Genomic DNA, 19,787 nt, shown 5'->3' with positions numbered 1-19,787 from the left:
GATGACCCTACGCCGATCTGACCGAATCCGACGACAAACCGCTCGTGCATGCGCGCTGGCGGCCGGCCTCTGGATCAGTGCATCGGCTCATTCCGCTGACCTTTCCCTGGCAGCGCAGGATCTTCCTCCTCCCCAAGCGACCTCCCCGCAAGCCCAGCAGTTGATCAGCAGGACCAATCTTGCGATCGCCCGCCTGCAAGAAATCACCAATCGTGCTTCCGAACTGGCCACCCAGGCGCTGGCCATGCTGGGCATCAATTACCGTTACGGCGGCAATTCGCCTGATACCGGCCTGGATTGCAGCGGTCTGGTGCGCTACGTCTTCAAGGAAGCATGGGGCACGGACCTGCCGCGCACCTCGCTGGAAATCAGCCGCGTGGGCGAGAAGGTTGGCAGCGACAACCTGCAACCGGGCGACCTGGTGTTCTACAACACCCTGCGCCGCGGCTTCTCGCACGTCGGCATCTACCTGGGTGACGGCAAGTTCATTCACTCCCCCTCGACCGGTGGCCAGGTGCGCATCGAGAGCATGGACGAGTCCTACTGGAAGAAGCGCTTCAATGGTGCGCGCCGCATCATCGCGGGCGACGACGAACAGAAATGATCACCATCACGGTGCACCGTACATAGCAAAAGGCCGCTGGGGACAGCGGCCTTTTTTTTCCTTCATATACCGCCCAGAAACGGCCCAGCCGTCAGTTACCGGTCTCCATCTGCTTCAACTTGCGCTTGATTTCCGGCATGGCTGCACTGGCAGCCTGCTCGCCGGCCAGGATCGCCACGTTGCGGCTGGCGAAGTCGCTCCCCTTCATGGCGCCCAGCCCCGGCTGCAGGACGATGTCGGCATTCTTCAGCTCATACTGGTTGATGGTCTGCCCCATGATGGCGAAGGTCTGCAGCAGCACGTCGAGGGAACTGCTGGCCGCTGCCTGCGCCTCCGGATTGGCCGAGATGTTGACCGCGATCACGAAGTCCGCCCCCATCTGCCGTGCGAAGTGCACCGGCACCGGCGCCACCAGTCCGCCATCGACATAGGTATGGTCGCCGATCCTGACCGGCTGGAACACGCCCGGCACCGCCGAGGACGCGCGCACTGCCGTACCGGCATTGCCGCGCTGGAACAGGATGGGCTGACCGGTACGCAGATCGGTGGCCACCGCGCCGAAGGGAATCTTGAATTTCTCGATGGGCACGTTGTGCACCGCCTTGTTCACGTAATTCTGCACGCCCTCCCCCTTGAGCACGCCACTGAGCTTGGAGAACAGCGGCACCGACCAGTCCGAGATGGCCGCCTCGTCCATCGCCAGCGCCAGCTTCTGCAGGGCGAAGCCGTCATTGCCGGCGGCATAGAGCGCGCCCACCAGGCTGCCGGCACTGGTCCCCGCCACCACGTCCACGGTGATGCCCTGGGCTTCCAGCGCCTTGATCACGCCGATGTGGGCAAAGCCGCGCGCAGCGCCGCCGCCCAGGGCCAGGCCGATCTTGATCTTGCGCGGAGTGGGCGCCGCCGTGGCGCTGGGTGCGACGGTGCCCTCGGCGGGTCTGGACGCAGCGCCCCCCGGCAAGAGCGATGACGTGCCGCAGGCAGAGAGAAACAAGGCAGAAACAATGGCCGCAGCCATCAGACGGAATCGAATGCGCATGACGCGAGGGGCAGCAGTGATGAAGCCCGACATTGTACTGCAAGCACCCCGACCGTCCGGAGAGTGCCACAGGCAGTGGTGTAGAATGCGACCCCGGCTTTTCGATTCAGTCCAGACGCCTTCGGCGTCACAGTCCCATGAATATCGTCATCAACGAAGAACTGAAACAGTACATCGATCCCCTCACCCCCAACGAATATGCCGCGCTGGAACGCAGCCTGCTGGCCGAAGGCTGCCGCGATGCGCTGGTGCTGTGGGGCGAGGTGCTCATCGATGGTCACAACCGTTACGAAATCTGCAGCAAGTACGACCTGCCCTTCAAGACCATCCAGAACGACAGCTTCGGCTCGCTGGAGGACGTGCTGCTCTGGATGATCGACAACCAGCTCGGTCGTCGCAGCGTTTCGGACTTCCAGCGCGGCATGCTGGCCCTGCGCAAGCGCGACATCATCGCCGCCCGCACCAAGGCCGAGGCCAAGCCCGCCAAGGTGGCCGCCGCTACTGACCAGACCGCCGCGCCTGAAGGCGTTGGCGATGCCTCCCCCTCAGGCGATGATCCCTGGCACGCCGATGACAACACCGGTCGCATCAAGACCCGCGAAGACATTGCGCGTGCCGCCGGCATCAGCAGCGCCACCATCGGCCAGATCGACCGCATCCGCAAGACCGCCGCACCCGAGCTGGTGGAGGCGGTGCGCAATGGCGCCATCTCCATCAATGCCGCTGCCGCCGTGGCCACCTTGCCCAGCCAGGCGCAGGTCAGCGCGGTCGCCGGTGGCAAGAAGGAATTGCGCGAAGCCGCCAAGAAGGTGCGCGAACAGCAAGCCGCCACCCGCACCCCGCGCGTGCCGAAGGCGCAAGAGATGAGCGAGCAGGCCATCCCTCTGGTGGAAGGCCAGGAGAACGAACTGAGCGCCGCCCTGCGCCGCGAAATCGCTTCGCTGCAGGCGCGCGTGAGTCGCCTCTCCGAAGAAAACCAGGGCTTGCGCGCAGAGCTGGCGCTGCTCAAGGGCAACGTCCCGCCGCAGGACTGAGGCCGCTTTCCTCATGGCCACCTTCACCATCGCGCAACGCGCCGAGATCACACTGGAGATCCGCAAGAGCCGCTTCATCGGCATCGTCATGCCGGTGCCGGGGCGCGAGGCGGCCATGCAGGAGATCGCCAGGATGCGCGAGGCCCATCGCAGCGCCACCCATGTCTGCTGGGCATTGATGGCCGGTGGCCAGTCCGGCATGTCCGATGACGGCGAACCTTCCGGCACGGCCGGCCGCCCCATGCTCGAAGTGCTGCGCCATCATGAACTCGATGGCGTGCTGGCCATGGTGGTGCGTTACTACGGTGGCGTGAAACTGGGTGCGGGCGGCCTGGTGCGCGCCTACACCGATGCAATTGCGACTGCGCTCAAGAGCAGCGAGCGCACCGAACGCGTGGCACAAGCCGAAATCGAGATCGGCGTGGTCTATTCGGCCGAACCGCAGTTGCGCCACTGGCTGATCCAGCAGAAATACGAACTGCTGGATAGCCGCCACGACACGCTGGCCCATCTTCACCTGCGCTTGCCTGAAGCGGCACTGTCGCAGGCCGAAGAGGCGATCCGCCGACTCTCTTCGAACGCCGAGATCAAACGCCTCAGTTGACCCGAAATGTGCGAAGATCGCGAGCGCCACGCGGCCTCGGGGGAGGCCGGACGGCCATCGTCACCACGCCACCGCGCCAACACCAGGGGAAGCCATGCCGCCAGACCAGAGTGATTTCGATCCCGTTCTCTTCATCAAGGATGGGCCCTCAGCGCCCTTGCTGGATACCAACCAGTATCCATACATGCTCAACGAGGCCGGCGTGGGTCGCCAGAGCGCCGTCGTCGTGGGAGAACTGATCACGCTGGCGCCGGAAGCACCGGCGCTCGAACGCGGCGTGACCTACCGCGACATCGCCCACTGGCAGCGCACGATCACGCCCAAGGACTGGCCCTCCTACGAGATTACCGAATTTGATTTCCGCGTTCCCGAAGTCCGTTACGAACCCCTGCCCGCCACCCCGGAGAACGCCCAGGCCTTCGGCGCGACCTTGCTGCGCAATGGCCAATGCCTGCATTTCAGCTACGACGGTCTGGTGATGGCCGAGTACACCTATGGCAAGTGGGCCGGTTACGAATCGCCGTATCTGGGCGATGGCCGCAGCCGCGAGCTGCTGACCTGGAATGCCACCGACCTGGAGTACCACGACTTCGCGCACATCTTCTTTTCGCGCGGACCCGAGCCGCTGGTGATCACGGTGGCGCGCTGGCGTCCTTACGTCAATGAAATCAGCCTGGCCGACCTGTGGGTGGAACCGGGCGACGCCCTGGTGATCCCGCCCAAGCGCATGGCCCCGCCGCCCCGGCCTGGCATGAGCGAACAGGACAAGCGCCTGCTGGTGGTGGACATGCACAACAACCGCAATTCAGCCCAGGCCTGCCGCCGCTATGACGGTCCGCCCGGCCTGTTCACGGTGACGGTGCTGGCCGATCCGGCGGTGATGTCGGCACCGCTGACCCGCCCTTATTATCACGAAGAAAAACAGCCGACCTGGCACGGCATGTTGCGCTAGGGCTTTACTGCTGACCGAGCTCCCGATAGAGGTCATTGGCCCGCATCAGGTGCGCGCGCATGGCTTCGGCGGCGGCATCGCCGTCATGCGCGGCAATGGCGTCGACGATGCGCTGGTGCTCGGCCAGGGTCAGTTCCTCCGCGCCGGGCGCGCGCACCAGGGTGGTGTAGAACTCGCTGGCCCAGCGGAACATCGATTCCACCACCGAGGGAAAGATGGGATTGCCGCTGATGTCGGCGATCTCGCGGTGAAAAGCCATGTCGCGTTCGATGAACTCTTCCAGGTTGACCATCGAAGCGCGGTGCGCGGCGATGGCCTCGCGCAGGCGTGCGACCTGCTCTTCGGTGGCGCGTTCGGCCGCCATGCGGGCGGTGCTGGTTTCCAGGAACACGCGCGCTTCCTTCATATGTTTCAGCATGTCCGGCTTGGTCCGCAGCAGATGCTGCGCGCCCGCCGCGATCTGAGCGATGAGGCGGTCGGCGGTTGGATCGACCACGCGCGCCCGTTCACCATGGGCAATTTCCACGAATCCCGAGCGCTCCATGGCCTGCAGCGCTTCGCGCACGGCCGGGCGGCCGACCCCGTACTGATCCATCAGATCGCGTTCGGAGGGCAGTTGCGAACCCGGCGGAAATTCCCCCTGATGAATGCGCGCCATCAGGCGCTCCAGGACTTCCTGGTATAGCTTGCGTCGCTGTATCGGTTCCGGCATGGCTGGGCTGTCTCAATTGTAGGTTTCGTTGGACGCGCACTCTACCACAATCCCGCGCCAGGACTGTGATTGCGGCCACCAGCCCGAGCCCGGATTTCAGTGGCAGCGCCCCTCCAGCACATCGCCGAAGAAACTGCGCGCGCCGACCTGCCCGCCCTTGAGCACCAGCTCCAGTCCATCGCGTCCGGGATGATCCGACCACGCCCGGCACAAGGGCGCGCCCGGCGCCAGTCCGGCGCAGACCGACAGCGCCGTGATGTCCAGCGCGCTGGCCACTTCGCCCGAGCTGTCCCCCCCAGCGATGGCGATGCGTTGCAAGGGAATCGCCTCCAGCAAGCGGCGCATGGTCGCAGCCAGCGCCAGGCCAAGCTGCTGCGCCGCCTCCGCCCGCGCCAGTCCGGCTGCGGCGGCGATGGCATCAAAGCCGGTGACGCACGGATCGTCCGGCCCTTCTGCCGAAAACACCAACGGGCTGCGCCCGTCCCGCAGCGCCGCCACGGCCGAGCTGACCAGCCGTGCCAGTTCCGCCTCGCGTGTGGTCTGCGACAACACCGCCGGCAAATCCATGCGCAGGCATACGAAACCGTGTTCGCGCGCCCAGCCGATCTGCCCCGCCGTCACCGGCGAGCAACTGCCGCTGACCGCCGCGATCACCGGCACCGGCCCGGCCTGCGGCAATGCAGGCTGGGCAGCGATCCAGCCGCGCGTACGCCAATACGCCGTGAGCGCATATTGCAGCCCCGAGGAAGAGGCACTGAAAACGCCCTCCCCGCGCCCTTCCCAGACCAGTCGACCGGCTTCGCGCAGGGTCTCGTCATCCAGAACATCGATCATCACCACCGGCACATCCTGGCCACGCAGTGAGGGCAGCCGCGTATGGGCGACTTCGGCGCCGTCGCGCAATTGCAGCATGTCCACCAGTTCGATGCGGCGCGCCGTCTGGCGGCGCAGATGGCGGCGCAGATCGGCCTCGTCCATGGGGGTGACCGGATGGCGCGCCATGGTCGGATGCCGGTCCAGCCGATGAGCTTCGCCGTCGACAGCGGCGAACAGATTGCCGAACACCTGATAGCGCTTGAGCCGCGGCGCCCCCACGATCATGGGCGAAAAGTCGCCGCGCATATGGCGTACGCCCAGGTCGATGGCACGACCGATGGAGCCGGTAGCGGGCGAAGAGTCGAAGGTGGAGCACACCTTGTATTGCATCAGCGGCGCGCGCAGCGAGGCCAGCGCTGCAAAGGGCGCGGGCAGGTGATCGTCCATCCATTGCGGCGAACGCCCCCGCGAGGCCCCGGCGATACCGATGCAGCGCACCTCGGGAAAGCGCGCCAGCAGCGCCGCGTCGGGCGTGCGCAGCAACAGCACGGTAGACAGCCCGGCGGCGCTCATGACTTCCATGGCGTCAGTGGAGCCGGTGAAGTCGTCACCGTAATAGGCCAGCAGCAAACCCGGCGGCAGACCGTCGTGATCGGGCAGCAGACTCATTTCCAGAACCCCAGCGCCGCCTGCAAGGCCGGATGTCGTTGGGCATGCTGGGCCAGCGGCAGGCCTTCGATGGCAGCCACCCAGGCTTCGCGCAGCGCCTGCACACCGGCGGCCACTCCCTGCGGATGACCGAAGATGCCGCCGCCAGCCGTGTGGATCAAGTCGGCACAACCAATGGCCGCATAGGTATCGGCGGCCTGCAGACCGGTCTGGCCGGAACTGAAGACCGGCATGGTGCTGACCATCTCGGCACCCGGCACCACCGGTTGCAGGACCGAACGCGCGGCGGCCACCACGCTCTCATCGGGCTCGCTGAACTTGTTGCGCAAGCCGTTGACGTGCATGTGATCGGCCCCGGCCAGGCGCCACAGCTGCTGCCATGGCGCGTAGTCCCAGCCCAGTTGCGGGCTGCGCGTGAGATAGCCCCAACCGGCACGATGCGCGTGGATCGGCAACTGCGCATGGCGGCGCAGTTCCTGCAGACCGACCAGGCCGATGGAATTCAAGACCGCCATCACGCAGCTTCCCCCCTCGGCCAGCACCAGGTCGTGACGACGGCGCATCTGGTCGAGATCGCCGGTCAGGTTGAAGGCCACCATCACCTTCTTGCCGGTGCGCTCGGCATGCTCATTGACCACCCGCATCACCGCCCGCACCCGTTCATCGAAGGGACAGCGGCCACCATCGGCCTGCAATTCATCATCCTTGATGAAGTCGATACCACCGGCCACCAGTTCACGCACCTGCTGTACCGTCTCCTCCACCGACAGCCCGATGCTGGGCTTGATGATGGTGCCCATCAGCGGCCCGTGCGTCACGCCCGTGAGCTTGCGCGTGCCGGCGATGCCGAAGGCGGGGCCAGGATAGGCTTGCACGAAGGCGCGCGGCAGGCGCAGGTCGGTCAGCCGCAGGCCCGAGACCTGGCGTAGTTCGAACAGGTTGCCGGCCACCGTGGACATCAGGTTGGGCAGCGAGGCACCAGTGTTTTCCAGGGGCCATGACAGTTCCAGCCGGCATTGCGTATAGCGCGCGGCGGGCATACCGCCGGGCAGGCTGGGCGTGGTGCTGTGGCCGAGGATCTCCAGCTTTTCCACCCGCGCCCCGGAGCGCTCCTTCAATGCGGGCGTTTCGGTGGCCAGCGCCACGAAGGTGCCGCTGGATTGTTCGCCTGCGATGACCTCGGCCGCGCGGGCCGGATCATCGCCGGTTTCCAGCCAGTAGCTGGCGTAGATGCGTTCCATGCGCGCTCCTGGTCAGGTGATGCGGCGGATGCTCTCCGCGATCTCGTCGTGGTCGAAGACCTTGAGCCAATCGTCGCGCAAGAGACGCGGCAAGCCGTTCTGGATGGCCTTGTTGCAGGCGTCCGAAAACGCCCCCGGGATCTCCTTGAAGATCACCGCCCCGAGGATGTTCATGTGGCCCAGCAGGAAATCACGCGCCGCCTCTTCCGGCACGCCACGGCGTACCGTCTCGTCCATGGCTTGCTTCATCGCGTAGAGCAAGGTGGCACAGACGGTTTCCGACAGGCCCGGCTCCAGGATCGCCATCTGCTCCACCGTCAGACGATAGCTGCGCAGGATGGGCTGGTAGATGACCTTGGCCACGTCCTCCCCCAGGTCAAAGGCCGACTCGGGCCCCTGCATCAGGGCGCTGGTGATCGATTGTCGGGCCGCACCGCCGCCGAAGAAGTCACGACGGCCTTCGCTCGTGGTCTCGTCATTGAAAATGGGCGGATGGCAGGGGTGGGCCACGAAGTAGACCAGGTCCGGACGATCCGGCAGGTGGCCGGCGAAGGGCGCGGCCGCGTCCAGGGTCATCACCATCACCCCGGCGCGCAGCTTGGGGGAGATCTCGGCGGCGATCTTGCCGATCAGGGTATCGGGCACGGCCAGGATGACCACGTCCACATTGTCCAGCGCGGCATCGATGCTGATGCACTCCACGCCGACTTCCTCGCGCAGGCGCTGCTGGCCGGCCGGACTGACTTCCACGTGCGCCACGCGGTAGTCGGATTTCTTCAGATTCTTCGCCAGGCGAACGCCCATCTTGCCGCCTGCGCCGAAGAGTGCAATTTTTTCCTTCATGTGATTTCTCCTGTCATCGTTACCGGCCCGCTCACGCGGTGAGCGGGTTCATTGCTTGCTGGCCAGCGCGGCGTTGAGCCCATGCCACTGGCCATGGATTGCCTTCACTCGGCAATCACGCGTGCCTGCAGTTCGGCGGCCTCTTCACGGGCACCGGCGCCGATGGCGAAGATCACCGCCGCCGACACCGCCATGAGCGCACCCACCACGAACATCGGCGCCTGGTAGCTGCCGGTGGCATCCTTGATCGCCCCGGTGATGAAGGGCGCCATGAAGCCGGCCGCGTTGCCCACCGTGTTGATCAGTGCAATCCCTGCGGCCGCGGCCGCTCCCGAGAGGAAACGTGCCGGAATCGACCAGAAGGTCGGCAGGGCCGAGAAGATGGCGCAGGCGGTCACCGTGATGGCCAGCACCGTGGTGGCCGGGCTCTGCATGTAAAGTGCCGCCGGGATGCTGATGGCGCCCAGCAAGGCGGGCAGGCCCACGTGCCAGCTGCGCACGCCGCGCCGGGTGGCGTCACGGCTCCACAGGAACAGGGCGATGGCCGCCGGCAGGTAGGGAATGGCGGTGATCAGCCCCTTCTGGAACACATTGAATTTGCTGCCGAATTGCGCCTCGAAACCACCGATGATGGTCGGCAGGAAGAAAGCCAGGGCATACAGGCCATAGATCAATCCGAAGTACACCAGGGCCAGCAGCCACACGCGCGGATTCTTCAGTGCCGCGCCCGCATGGGCTACGTGCTCGACACGCTTGTTGCCCTGTTCGGCTTGCAGGGCGGCCGTGAGCCACTTGCGCTCGGCCTCGTCGAGCCATTTGGCATCGGCGGGCCGGTCGGCCAGATAGAACCAGGCCATCACGCCCACCGCGATGGCCGGCAGTGCCACCCCGGCGAACATCACGCGCCAGCCTTCCAGCCCGAACAGGCCATGTGCCTCGATGAGCAGCGCGGCCATCGGCGCGCCGATGACGATGGTCAGCGGCTGGGCCAGATAGAACAAGGCCAGGATATGGCTGCGATGCCTGGCCGGCACCCACAGGCTCAAGTAGAGAATGGCTCCCGGGAAGAACCCGGCCTCGGCCACACCCAGCAGGAAGCGCAGCACATACAGCCCCTCCACGCTGCTGACCCAGGTAAACAGCAACGCCACGATGCCCCAGGTGACCATGATGCGTGCCAGCCAGCGGCGCGCGCCGTACTTGTGCAGGGCCAGGTTGCTGGGGATTTCGAGCAGCACATAACCGATGAAGAAGACCCCGGCCGCAAACCCGAACTGGGCGGCGGTCAGGGCCAGATCACGGCTCATGCCATTGGGGCCGGCGAAGGAAATCGCCGTGCGATCCAGAAAATTGATGAAAAACATCAGGCCCACGAAGGGCACTAGCCGCATTGCGACCTTGCGGATGGCCGATCTTTCGACGGCGCTTTGGGGCGTCTCCATTGTTGTCTTGTCTCCTGTCGGGTTCAGAGGCTGTGCCTGATCAACGACAACCTCTACGGGTTTGGCCAGGGACGCGGGGGCTGTGCGCCTTGCGGTCGCCTGGCTGCCTTGGTTGTTTCTTTGTTATTTCGTTGTTTTTCCAGAAGGCAACGCACAGATCAAGCCGGAGAAGACCAACTGGTATAATCACTATACCATTACACCAAAAATGCTAGCTCAAATTTTTTGCATGGATGAGGTGAAGATCCTTTCACTTCGGCCGCCAAGCTCCGTCCCTTGGCGCTTTGCGGCGGGTCAGCGTCCGGCCACGGTCATCGGGCAAGGGCGAACGGAGCAGGCCTGCTGCCGGCTGAGCGGCGCAAGTGAAGCTTTGTGCTTAACAGTGAGGAAAGAGAGACAGGCAGGAAGACCGCGGCAGCATCCGCCGCGCCCGGCCATGGCCGGGCGCCGGATCAAACGGCGCTGGCCTCTTGGCGCAACAAGCCCACGAAGGCTTCGCCCGCCCTGGACAACTGCCCGCCCTTGCGCGTGACGATGCCGATGGTCTGCGACATCGAACGCAGCTTCACCGGCAGGATACGCAACATGCCGCGCCTGACGAACATCTCGGCCACCGCCGTGGGCAGGATAGAAACCATGTCGGTCCCCTGCTGCAACAAGGCCACCGTCACGAAGGTCGAGGCGGTAGAGATGGCATTGCCCGGCATGCTGACCCCGGCCAAGTCCATTTCGCGCTCCAGCACCGCATGCAGGGGCATGTGGCTGGGATAGGTCACCCAGCGATAGCCCGCCAGCGCCGCCAGACGCATCTGCCTGCCACGCGGGCGCGGATGTTCGCCCGAGACCACCACCGACAGCGGTTCTTCCGACAAGGGCTGATAGTGATACTTGCCGGGATTGTCGGAGACGCTGGCGCGCGCCACCAGCAAATCGAGATGGCCTTCGTCGAGCAGGCTCAGCAATTGTCGGCTGGTCTGCTCGACAATATCGATGGAGAGCTCCGGATGGCGCCGCTGCAAGGCATCTACCGCCGGCACCACCAGTTCCGGCAAGGCCCCCATGACCGCCCCGATGGCCAGCCGCCCGCCGCGTCCGGAGCGGATCTGCGCCATCTCCTCGCACAGCGAACCGAGATCGGTCGCCATCAGGCGCGCATAACGGATGACGCAATGACCGAACTGATTGGGAATGAGACCGGATCGGGTCCGTTCAAACAATTGCGCATCCAGCATCGCTTCGAGCTCGGCCAGCGATTTGCTGGCGGCCGACTGGGTCATGGCCAGGGCGCTGGAGGCCTTGTGCAGCGATTGGTGCTCGTCCAGCGCGATGAGCAGTTGCAGCTGCTTCATGCGCAGGCGGGACAGGAGACTGTTGAGACGTTGCTGGCTGGGCGCGGGTTTCATGGGTGATTCCAAAAAGCGATCACATGATGGAAAGTCTTCACTATACAGGCCATCGGCGCGCCCGTATATTGAGCCCCATTGCACACCGCCATCGCCTGATGGCCCACGACAACCAAGACGGAGACTCCCATGAGCACCCCCCTTTATCGCGGCGTATTCCCGGTCGCCCCGACCATCTTCGACCAGGACGGCAAGCTGGACCTGGAAGGCCAGAAGCGCGCCATCGACTTCATGATCGATGCCGGCTCCAACGGCATCTGCATCCTGGCCAACTTCTCGGAGCAGTTCGTGCTCTCCGACGACGAGCGCGTGCTGGTGCAGGACACCGTTCTGAAGCACGTGGCTGGTCGGGTGCCGGTGATCGTTACCACCACCCACTTCGGCAGCCAGATCTGCGCCGAGCGCAGCCGTGCGGCGCAAGATGCCGGTGCGGCCATGGTGATGGTGATGCCGCCGTATCATGGCGCCACCTTCCGCGTGTCGGAAAAACAGATCTATGAGTTCTATGCACGCGTTTCGGACGCCATCGATATCCCCATCATGATCCAGGATGCACCGGTGGCCGGTACGCCCCTGTCGGCGCCCTTCCTGGCGCGCATGGCCAAGGAAATCGAGAACGTCTCCTACTTCAAGATCGAGACCGCCGGTGCCGCCTCCAAGCTGCGTGAGCTCATCGAACTGGGCGGCGACGCCGTGGTCGGCCCCTGGGATGGCGAAGAAGCCATCACCCTGATCCCCGATCTGGACGGCGGTGCCACCGGTGCCATGACCGGCGGCGGTTATCCGGATGGCATCCGCAAGATCGTCGATGCCTATTTCGCCGGCGACACCGAAAAGGCTGCCGAGCTCTACATGCAGTGGCTGCCGCTGATCAACTACGAGAATCGTCAATGCGGCCTGGCGGCGTGCAAGGCACTGATGCTCGAAGGCGGCGTGATCAAGTCCGACATGCTGCGCCATCCGCAAGCCCCGATGCACCCCAAGGTGCGCGAAGGCCTGCTGCGCGTGGCGCGCCGTCTGGATCCGATGGTTCTGAGCTGGGGCAAATAAGGTCGTCGGCCAACTCCGCTTGGTGGGGAACCGTCGAGTGATTGAAAACGGGAGCTGCGGCTCCCGTTTTTTATTGTCTGTGCCTTGCGTACGTCGTTGAACCTTCAAAAATGTTTGTGATTGCGAATGAATTTTGCCGCATCTTTCGTCGCCGCCCCGTCGATCCCGCATCATTGCGCCTTCACCCCGGTTACCCTGTCCATTCGGGCGACCAGGCTCCCCCGAACTGCTCCCGCTGAAGCTCATGCACATCGAATTGCACTATCCCTCCACGCACAACACCCTGCCCGGCGTGGCCGATCACCTCCGCCAGTTGCTTCCACTGCTTGATTGGCTGGCCATCCACGGCATTGCGGTGGAAAGCTGGTATGCACCGGCCGCCGAGATCGACAGTGAAGACGATCTCGCCTTCACTTGCTCCGATCCGGCATGCGTCCCCGCCTTCTCACACCGTCAGCCCGCCACTGCAGCCATTGCCGTTTTCGATGCCGAGGACGCTGTGCGTGCCGACGACGGCATTCGCCCGCTGGCCCTGTGGAGTGGAGAAGAACGCAGTGCAGGCGCATTCCTGCTGCATTCGCTGTGTACGCGGCAATACGGCCAGCCCTGCCAGCTGTTGCTGCAAAGCCAGTTGATATCTCCCCTGGAAGAGCGACATGCGCTGGTCAGACTGGTGCAAGCCCTGGTGCAGTGGTGGCCCGTATCGAGCCTGGAGGTCGGCATCGGCAACGCCCACGAGACCGATGCAGACGATGCGGTTGCGGAGTCGGCGGTCTGGATGCGCTATCTCCCCAAAGTGGTCGCCCCCGAGGATGTCCCCGATGGCCCACAGCTGGTGACCATCCACGGGATCGATGGCGCACCAAAGGGCACGCTGATCCTGGCGGTCGATGCCGAGCGCTTCGATCCGGCCAGCGCGGCACATCAGCAGGCGGCGCGCCTGCTCGCTACTTGTCCGCTGCCCTAGCGAAGGGAGGCAGTCATGCGCAGCCGCAATCTATGGCATCCTCTTTCTCCTTTGTCGCCAAGAGGAATGCCCGATGTCCCTGTCCCCTCAAACCAGCCACTTCCGCCCGGTCGCGCTGGAACACGCCAGTCGTCTAATCAACCATGGCCCGACCGTGCTCGTCACCAGTGCTCATGATGGCCGCCGCAATATCATGGCGGCCGCCTGGTCGATGCCGGTGGAATTTACCCCACCGCGCATCGCCGTAGTCATCGACAAGAGCACCTGCACCCGCGAACTGATTCGGCTATCGGGCAGCTTCGGCCTCATCGTCCCCGGTGCGGCGCAGATGGACCTGACCTACGCGGTGGGTAGCACGAGCGGTCGCGACGAGGACAAGTTCGCCCGTCACCGGATCCCCGCCTGCGAGGGTCCGGTACTGGGTATGCCGATACTGGAACAGGGCTGTGCCGCCTGGATGGAATGCCGCTGGCTGCCCCAGGGACAAACCGAGGATGCCTACGACACCTTGTTTGCGGAAGTCGTCAGCGCCGCCGCCGATGCGCGCATCTTCGAGAGCGGCCACTGGCACTTCACCCAGGACAACGCCGAGCTGCATACCCTGCATCACCTGGGCGCCGGCAAGTTCGTGGTAGCGGGCAACCAGGTCCAGGCCCAGGCGGGCTGAAGCCGGCCAGCCACGCCTGGGACGGCAAGCTCAGCACGCCTGAATCGCTTCGGTAAAGCAATATCCCACGCCATGCAGGGTGCGCAGCGGCAGATCACACATGGTGCTGTCGCGCCACTTGCGGCGCAGACGACTGACGGTCTTCTCCAGCACGCGTTCATCGAAGCTCACCCAATCTACCCCGAAGGCGTGCGCGATGGTGCAGCGGTCGGCGGCGTGGCGGGTGCTGTTGGCCAGCGCCTTCAAGAGCGCTACTTCGCGCGAGTTGATTTCCACCGCATCGTGTTGTGGCGCATGCAGCGTGCGTCCGGCCACGTCCAGCCGCCACGCCTGCGGCGCCACCCGTCGCAGCATCACATCGAGATAGGCGTTGAGCAACTCCATGCGCTGCGGCATCGCTTCACAGAAGTCGGCGCCCCGCTCCAGACCGCCGATACGGACCATCGCGCTCTCATGCTCGGCCGCCAACAGCAGGATGCCCATGCGCGCACTGGCCTGGCGAAGTTGCCGAGTCAGCAGATAGCCTGCCCCGCTGGCCCGCCCCATCTGCACGATGGCGATGTCGCCGGGCTGCACCGGCGTCAGCAATTCTTCGCCATCGGCCATCACGCGGTTGACCTTGTGCCCCTGCGCTTCCAGAAAACTGCCCAGCGCACTGTGGCGTTCACTTCTCAAGATGTCTTGCACCAACAAAATGCTGGCCATACAGGCCTCCCCTGATCTTGATCCAATCCCATGACACGTCGGACCGGCACGGCCGGACCGACCCTTTGCCGTCGTGACATGGCCGCGCACAAGATTGCTGCACGGCACCCGCCTCCTGACGCGCTCAAAATTTAGCGCAAGAGAACTGGCATTTCGCGCGCGCGGTTGTGCAAGGCAGCCTCATGGTTCTGGCACAAGGAAAAATATTTCGCGGGATGAGAATTCGCCGCAGGCAGAACGCGCTGCTTTACCTGTCTGCATGCGCGCCCTGGTTCAATGCGAAAAACAGGGTCTGAAAAAGGCGAGGTCATCTTTAACTTGAATTCACAAATCCCCGCGTTGATGTCATCTCGATGAAAGCACGTCCAAGGTCCCGGACACTGACAGTTCCTGCCTCGCAGGCATCGCCATATCGAATTTATTCGACGATTTACTCGTCGATGTTTTGCCTCCTGATCACATAGTTTTGATGGCGGGAAAAATATTTTCTGGCCGACCATTTTCGCTTCGTGTTGTCGAAATTTCGCGGTAACTTCGCGCTCATTTCTGATGAGGCGAATATGGTCTACAAATCAGCACATCCGGCACTGGCCGGACCTTTGGCAGGGCAGCGCATCCTGGTCGTCGACGACGCCGAGGAAGATCGGATGCTGCTGTCGGACTTCCTGCTGCGCCATGGGGCGCGCCTGTATGTGGCCCGCGACGGGCAGGACGGCTATCGCAAGGCGCAGACGGTACGGCCGGACCTGATCCTGATGGATATCCGCATGCCGGTCTACGATGGGCTGACCAGCTGCCGCCTGCTCAAGGCCAACTCGAGCACGCGCAATATCCCGCTGATCTTCCTCTCGGCGGCGGCGTCCACGGAGGAAAAGGTCAATGGTCTGTCGGTCGGTGCGGTGGACTACATCACCAAACCCTTCGATTTCGAGGAAGTGCGCCTGCGCCTGTGTGTGCATCTGCGTTCACTGCTGCATACCGAGCTGCCCCCTGCGGCCACGGTGGGCAGCTTTGGCCAGCAAGCCGGGTCCAGTACCTTCGACACCGTATTGTTCCAGGCCGCGCGACGGCTGATGCTCGACAAGCTGGACCAGCCGCTGAGCCTCAATGCGCTGGCCGCGGCAGTGGGCACCAATGCGCGGCGCCTGTCGAGTGCCTTCAAGCACTGCGCCGGGGTGACGGTATTCGACTTCCTGCGGGAAGAACGCATGAAGGAAGCCCGCCGGCTGCTCTCCGAGAGCACCCTCGATATCGGCGCCATCGCGCTGGCGCTGGGCTACAGCAATACCGCCAATTTCTCCACGGCCTTTCGCGAACGCTTCGGCATGCCCCCCAGCCAGTTCCGGCGCTGATGTGCGCGCGATGTGGCGACTGTCCCGATGGCGTTGGTGGCATGGGTGGCTGGGTATTGCGCTGGCCTTGCCCGCCTTGCCTGCGCTGGCCTCCCTGCCGCCCCAGGCCATCGACCTGACACAGGTCGCCAGCCGCGCAGTGGTCACATCGGGCTTGCAGATCCTGCGCACGGCCGACGGCAGCTTGCCACTGGCCACCGTGCTGGAGAGTACACAATGGGAGTCGGTGCACCAGCCCATGCTGCAGGAAGGCTACAGCACCGGTGCCTTCTGGCTGCGCGGAGAACTGCGCAACCCCGGCCCGCGTTACCTCACGCGCTGGCTGACGCTGGACTCGGCGCGATTGCAGGACGTCCGGCTGTATCTGCCGGCGCGCCGGGAAAGCGCAGCATCCCCGTCCCTGCTGCCGCAACAGGCCGGTACGCTGCATTCGCTGGCAGGAAAGGAGGTCCTCAGCCGTACCGCCTTGTTTCCGCTCACGCTGGCCCCGGGTGAGCAACGCGCTTTCATCCTGCGGGTGGCCGGGGATTCGACCATCGACCTCAAAGTGATGCTGTGGGAACCGGCCGCGTTTCGTCAGGAGGAAGGTCGCGAGCTGGCATTTCAGTCCTTCGTGCTGGGCATCTCCCTGCTGCTGCTGGCCTATACGCTGGTCCAGGGTATCGCCTGGCGTGACCGCGGCTTCGGGTGGATGGCAGCATGGATCCTCGCGGGACTGCTGTATATCTGGGCATTCCAGGGCTATCTCTATCTTTATCTGTTTCCCGCAGGCGCTCCCTGGCTGGTCCGTGCCCCGGCGACCCTGGGCTGTCTGGCCACCCTGCTCTACGTGCGCATGAGTTATGTACTGGCCGGACTGGAGCGCCTGCGCGGCTGGAAGACCGTCTACACCGGGATGGTGGTGCTGCTGATGATGATCACCGGCTGGACCGCCCTGGGCGACTATCGTCTCACCGCGCCGCTGGCCAATGCCAGCGCTGCCCTGGCCTACCTGGTCTGGCTGGCCTCGATGCTGCATGCCTGGTGGCGCGGACTGGCGCATGCACGCTTGCTGACGCTGTCCTTCGCACTGACCTGGCTGGGGATGTCGCTCAAGCTGCTCGAGCTCAACGGTCTGGTCGAGCGCAGCCTGCTGCCGGACTGGCATTTCGCGGCGCTGTTCCAGCTGGGACTGCTGTGCATGAGCACGATGGTGGTCATCAGTCGCGCAATCGAACTGCACCGCAAGCATGAGCAGATGCAGTGGAGCATGCTCTACCAGCGTGTGCGCGAGCAATTGAAACTGGAACAGGCAGTCGCTGCCCGCACCCGTGAATTGCGTGAAGCGCTGGAGGCGGCCGACCAGGCCAACCGCGCCAAGACCGGATTTCTCACCCGCATCAGCCACGATCTGCGCACACCGCTGACCTCCATCCTCGGCTTTGCCGACATGCTGCAGACCGGCGGTGACGAGCGCGCGCGCCATGGTCGAATCATCGTGCGCAGTGCACGTCACATGCTGGCCATGGTCAATGACCTGATCGACTATGCGCGCGGCGACCGCCCGGACCTGCCGCAGCCGGCCGCCGTCTACGCCCATGCCCTGTTGCAGGAGATCGGCCAGGAGGCCGCCCTGCTGGCGCAACGCCAGCACAATGCCTTCCGCCTGCAGGTGGCGCCCAGCCTGCCGCCGGTGCTCACGCTGGACGCCCGCCGGGTAAGGCGCATCCTCGGCAACCTGCTCGACAACGCCGCCAAGTACACCCGCGATGGCCAGATCAGCTTGCAGGTGTACTGGCATCCGGCGTCAGCGCAGTCCGGCATGGGGGTCATGGAAATGCAGGTGCGCGACACCGGATGCGGCATTCCGCTGCATTTCCAGACGCGCGTGTTTGAACCCTTCGAGCGCGCCCATGCGGATCGCTCGCAGCCGGGCATCGGCATGGGGCTGGCCATCGTGCGTCAGTGGATACAGCAGATGGGGGGCCAGGTGGCGCTGGAGAGCGCGCCCGGTCAAGGCACCACGATGACGCTGCGCCTGCCGGCAGCCATTGGCAGCGAACACGACATCGCCCGCCACGATGCCCTCGAAGACGCCAGCGGCCACCTCGTGATCGATGGCGAAGGACGCCTGGTGCTGGTGGTGGAAGACCATGTCGACATCGCCCAGCTGCTGGGCGACCAGCTCGGCAGCGTCGGTTTCGCCGTGGAACTGTATGCCGACGGCGAAAGTGCCATCGCCCGCATCGCCGCACAAGATGCTCCTGAGGTGGCGCTGGTGCTGACCGACTACCAGTTGCCGGGCCTGCATGGTGATGCCGTGCTGCAGGCCGCACGCCGGCATCTTCCGCAAGTGCCGGTGCTGTTGCTGTCGGCCACGCTGCAACCGGAACGGGACGAAGAGGATGGCGAGCATTTCGATGCCTGTCTGCTCAAACCGGTCAATTTCCTGGAACTGCAGGAGACCATCAGCCGCTTGCTGGACCTGCAGAAGCAGCCGGATTCAGAACCGGAGCAAGCCGCCGCACCGCCCCTGCAGCGGCCACCTCAGGCCGAGCTGCAGCAGGCCCTGTCGCTCATCGAGATGGGGGCGGTGTCGGATCTGCTCGACTGGTGCGAGGCGCTGCAACAGTATCCTGACTGCAGAAACTTCGAAGCCATGGCCCGGCAACTGCTGATGACGGGCGATCTGTCCGGACTGGAGGCCCTGTGCCGACAGGCTGATCGAAAAGATTGAAGATTCGATCGCGACTTGCGCCGTCCGTTATTTTTTGGAATATGCGACATATATGATATCATTTTTTGATACCAATTCGCGCCATGAAAAGCACGCATCGAAGAACCCTGTTGAGCATCTTCAGCGACCCGCTGCCCCGCTCACTGGAGTGGCACCAGATCGAATTGCTTTTCATCGCCATGGGTGCGCAAGTCATCGAGGGACGCGGATCGCGTGTGCGCTTCATGATCGGCGATGTGATCGGGACATTCCACCGCCCCCATCCATCCAAGGATGCGAAACCGTATCAGATCCGCGATGCCCGCAGCTTCCTGCTCAACGCAGGAGTGCGCATTGAGAAAGGAATGACGCAATGGGAACAATGATCTACAAGGGCTATGCTGCCCGCATCGAATACAGCGACGAAGATGAAAGCTTCATCGGTCGTATCGCCGGAATTCAGGATATCGTCGGGTTTCACGGCGACTCTGTCGCCACCCTCAAGGCCGCTTTCGAAGAGGCTGTTGATGATTATCTGGAGACCTGCGCAAAGGCGGGCAAGGCACCGCAAAAGCCGTTTTCAGGAAAATTCATGGTTCGCGTCTCGCCCGAGGTGCATGCGCATGCGGCCACGATGGCCGAAGCGCGTGGCATGAGCCTCAACGCCTGGGCAGCGCAAGCCCTGGCGCTGTATCGATGACGGCGTGCCGTTGCGGATCAGTTGCGCTCCCGACTGCGTTCATCCCCACCCGCTGACTCGCCCTCGGGCTGGGTGCGCGCCAGTTCGGCGTTGCGCTGGTTGATCTGGTACTGCTCCTCGGCATGCTCAAACGCCTGCTGCTCCTTGGGCGAACGGCTGCATGCCCCCAAGGTCAGCGGCAGCACCACCGCCAGGGTCAGGATGGCGAGCGAAGCCAATGGTAAGGGGACCGGTCGGACAGTCACGGAAAGTCTCCAAAATTATATTTCTATACGGAAATATACGCCTCACC

At 64.2% G+C, this 19,787-nt stretch carries 20 protein-coding genes; 11 read left to right on the top strand and 9 right to left on the bottom strand.

The window, feature by feature from the left end:
• Position 1 precedes the first annotated feature (1 nt).
• Positions 2-604: a C40 family peptidase gene (locus GWL_RS03725; RefSeq protein ID WP_034350010.1), complete on the top strand. Its 603-nt coding sequence runs from the start codon at positions 2-4 to the stop codon at positions 602-604.
• A 91-nt stretch (positions 605-695) separates the two neighbouring features.
• On the opposite strand, the gene GWL_RS03720 is transcribed toward GWL_RS03725, so the two are convergent.
• Positions 696-1,643 carry a patatin-like phospholipase family protein gene (locus GWL_RS03720; RefSeq protein WP_034350496.1) on the bottom strand — a complete coding sequence of 316 codons (948 nt, stop codon included), beginning with the start codon at positions 1,641-1,643 and terminating at the stop codon, positions 696-698.
• A 137-nt stretch (positions 1,644-1,780) separates the two neighbouring features.
• Here GWL_RS03720 and GWL_RS03715 point away from each other — a divergent pair, with 137 nt between their 5' ends.
• From GWL_RS03715 to GWL_RS03705, 3 genes are all read left to right on the top strand, one after another.
• On the top strand, positions 1,781-2,677 hold the full coding sequence (locus GWL_RS03715; protein ID WP_008326825.1) for a hypothetical protein: 897 nt from the start codon (positions 1,781-1,783) through the stop codon (positions 2,675-2,677).
• 13 nt (positions 2,678-2,690) lie between these two features.
• Positions 2,691-3,281: a YigZ family protein gene (locus GWL_RS03710; RefSeq protein WP_008326823.1), complete on the top strand. Its 591-nt coding sequence runs from the start codon at positions 2,691-2,693 to the stop codon at positions 3,279-3,281.
• A gap of 94 nt (positions 3,282-3,375) precedes the next feature.
• Entirely contained in the window at positions 3,376-4,233 is an 858-nt protein-coding gene (locus GWL_RS03705; protein ID WP_008326822.1) for a hypothetical protein, read from the top strand.
• Positions 4,234-4,237: 4 nt separating this feature from the next.
• Here the strand turns inward: GWL_RS03705 and GWL_RS03700 are convergent, their stop codons facing one another.
• From GWL_RS03700 to GWL_RS03675, 6 genes are all read right to left on the bottom strand, one after another.
• Positions 4,238-4,945: a transcriptional regulator NanR gene (locus GWL_RS03700; protein WP_008326821.1), complete on the bottom strand. Its 708-nt coding sequence runs from the start codon at positions 4,943-4,945 to the stop codon at positions 4,238-4,240.
• A gap of 96 nt (positions 4,946-5,041) precedes the next feature.
• The gene (gene oiaK, locus GWL_RS03695; protein ID WP_008326820.1) at positions 5,042-6,430 is read right to left on the bottom strand and encodes a 3-oxo-isoapionate kinase OiaK; all 1,389 of its coding nucleotides are present in this window, start codon (positions 6,428-6,430) and stop codon (positions 5,042-5,044) included.
• Positions 6,427-7,671, bottom strand: coding sequence for a ribulose-bisphosphate carboxylase large subunit family protein (locus GWL_RS03690; protein WP_008326819.1), 1,245 nt, complete (start codon positions 7,669-7,671; stop codon positions 6,427-6,429). Before GWL_RS03690 ends, oiaK begins: the two co-directional genes overlap by 4 nt.
• A 12-nt stretch (positions 7,672-7,683) precedes the next feature.
• A complete protein-coding gene (locus GWL_RS03685; RefSeq protein WP_008326818.1) occupies positions 7,684-8,514 on the bottom strand; it encodes a phosphogluconate dehydrogenase C-terminal domain-containing protein in 831 nt (276 codons plus the stop codon).
• A gap of 104 nt (positions 8,515-8,618) precedes the next feature.
• Complete coding sequence (locus GWL_RS03680) at positions 8,619-9,956, bottom strand: MFS transporter (RefSeq protein ID WP_008326817.1); 1,338 nt, start codon at positions 9,954-9,956, stop codon at positions 8,619-8,621.
• 452 nt (positions 9,957-10,408) lie between these two features.
• On the bottom strand, positions 10,409-11,359 hold the full coding sequence (locus GWL_RS03675; protein WP_008326816.1) for a LysR family transcriptional regulator: 951 nt from the start codon (positions 11,357-11,359) through the stop codon (positions 10,409-10,411).
• Between the two features lie 129 nt (positions 11,360-11,488).
• Here GWL_RS03675 and GWL_RS03670 point away from each other — a divergent pair, with 129 nt between their 5' ends.
• The 3 genes from GWL_RS03670 to GWL_RS03660 all read left to right on the top strand — a co-directional run bounded on the left by GWL_RS03670 (position 11,489) and on the right by GWL_RS03660 (position 14,043).
• Positions 11,489-12,409, top strand: a complete 921-nt coding sequence (locus GWL_RS03670; protein WP_008326815.1) for a dihydrodipicolinate synthase family protein — start codon at positions 11,489-11,491, stop codon at positions 12,407-12,409.
• Positions 12,410-12,653: 244 nt separating this feature from the next.
• Entirely contained in the window at positions 12,654-13,376 is a 723-nt protein-coding gene (locus GWL_RS03665; protein WP_008326814.1) for an Imm52 family immunity protein, read from the top strand.
• Positions 13,377-13,449: 73 nt separating this feature from the next.
• The gene (locus GWL_RS03660; protein WP_008326812.1) at positions 13,450-14,043 is read left to right on the top strand and encodes a flavin reductase family protein; all 594 of its coding nucleotides are present in this window, start codon (positions 13,450-13,452) and stop codon (positions 14,041-14,043) included.
• 30 nt (positions 14,044-14,073) lie between these two features.
• Here the strand turns inward: GWL_RS03660 and GWL_RS03655 are convergent, their stop codons facing one another.
• Positions 14,074-14,748: a response regulator transcription factor gene (locus tag GWL_RS03655; protein WP_008326795.1), complete on the bottom strand. Its 675-nt coding sequence runs from the start codon at positions 14,746-14,748 to the stop codon at positions 14,074-14,076.
• A 560-nt stretch (positions 14,749-15,308) separates the two neighbouring features.
• On the opposite strand from GWL_RS03655, the gene GWL_RS03650 reads away from it, so the two are divergent.
• The 4 genes from GWL_RS03650 to GWL_RS03635 all read left to right on the top strand — a co-directional run bounded on the left by GWL_RS03650 (position 15,309) and on the right by GWL_RS03635 (position 19,495).
• Positions 15,309-16,100, top strand: coding sequence for a response regulator (locus GWL_RS03650; protein ID WP_008326794.1), 792 nt, complete (start codon positions 15,309-15,311; stop codon positions 16,098-16,100).
• A gap of 10 nt (positions 16,101-16,110) precedes the next feature.
• Positions 16,111-18,816, top strand: coding sequence for a hybrid sensor histidine kinase/response regulator (locus tag GWL_RS03645; RefSeq protein ID WP_008326793.1), 2,706 nt, complete (start codon positions 16,111-16,113; stop codon positions 18,814-18,816).
• Positions 18,817-18,926: 110 nt separating this feature from the next.
• Complete coding sequence (locus GWL_RS03640; RefSeq protein ID WP_008326792.1) at positions 18,927-19,181, top strand: type II toxin-antitoxin system HicA family toxin; 255 nt, start codon at positions 18,927-18,929, stop codon at positions 19,179-19,181.
• On the top strand, positions 19,178-19,495 hold the full coding sequence (locus GWL_RS03635; protein ID WP_237713516.1) for a type II toxin-antitoxin system HicB family antitoxin: 318 nt from the start codon (positions 19,178-19,180) through the stop codon (positions 19,493-19,495). The genes GWL_RS03640 and GWL_RS03635 overlap by 4 nt, the downstream gene beginning before the upstream one ends.
• Before the next feature lie 17 nt (positions 19,496-19,512).
• Here GWL_RS03635 and GWL_RS03630 read toward each other — a convergent pair whose 3' ends face one another.
• A complete protein-coding gene (locus GWL_RS03630; protein ID WP_008326790.1) occupies positions 19,513-19,713 on the bottom strand; it encodes a hypothetical protein in 201 nt (66 codons plus the stop codon).
• Positions 19,714-19,787 lie beyond the last annotated feature (74 nt).

It is taken from the genome of Herbaspirillum sp. GW103, from assembly GCF_000261365.1.
Taxonomy (GTDB): Bacteria; Pseudomonadota; Gammaproteobacteria; order Burkholderiales; family Burkholderiaceae_D; genus Herbaspirillum.
The sequence above is the reverse complement of the archived record's forward strand: the minus strand, read 5'-3'. Positions and strand labels throughout refer to the sequence as shown.